Origin of the sequence: Reyranella sp., from assembly GCF_052439685.1 — a bacterium.
GTDB lineage: Bacteria > Pseudomonadota > Alphaproteobacteria > Reyranellales > Reyranellaceae > Reyranella.
Map to the genome: position 1 here is coordinate 1 of NZ_JBQVQG010000074.1, position 676 is coordinate 676.

1 protein-coding gene is annotated in these 676 nt (G+C 68.0%); it reads right to left on the bottom strand.

Annotated features, from left to right (window positions below; genetic code table 11):
* Positions 1-77: 77 nt before the first annotated feature.
* Positions 78-676 (bottom strand): MotA/TolQ/ExbB proton channel family protein (locus ACT6UX_RS30390; RefSeq protein ID WP_444778859.1); only part of this gene is annotated, 599 nt, incomplete at its 5' end.

Sequence of the window (676 nt, forward strand, 5' to 3'; positions counted from 1 at the left end):
CGGCACCATGTTGATCTCGGCCATTGGCGAAGACGATGTCTTGCGCTCGAAACTCCCGAATGCCATTGCCCGTCTCCTCAGGTCACGGCCACGAGCGGCACGCTGCCCGGCTTGCGGCCGGCCTGCAGCGCGCGGCCCATCGACAGGAAGGTCAGCAGCTCGAAGGCGAAGGCATCGAGCTTCGCCGTCAGCACGCGGTTGGAGCGGGTCAGCCAGTTGTAGCCCATGACCGCCGGCAGGGCGACGGCGAGGCCGATGCCGGTCATGATCAGCGCCTCGCCCACCGGGCCCGCCACCTTGTCGAGCATGCCCGAGCCCGACATGCCGATCGCCACCAGCGCGTGATAGACGCCCCACACCGTGCCGAACAGGCCCACGAACGGCGCCGTCGCCCCGATCGTGGCCAGCATGGTCAGCCCGTTCTCCAGCGACGTCGTCTCCTCGTCGAGCACCTTCTTGATGGTGCGCGTCAGGAACTCGGTCTCGCTGCCCGCCTCCTCGAGCTTGGCCGCGCCGAACTTCGCGTGATGCGCCTGGGCATGCAGCGAATGCGCCGTCAGATGGCCGAACGGCTCGTTCACCCCGTGGATGCCGAGCTCGTTCTGCACCTGCTCGAGCGAGGTCGCGCTCCAGAAGAAGGTCAGGAACCGGCGGCTGCGCCCCTGCCGGATCAGCA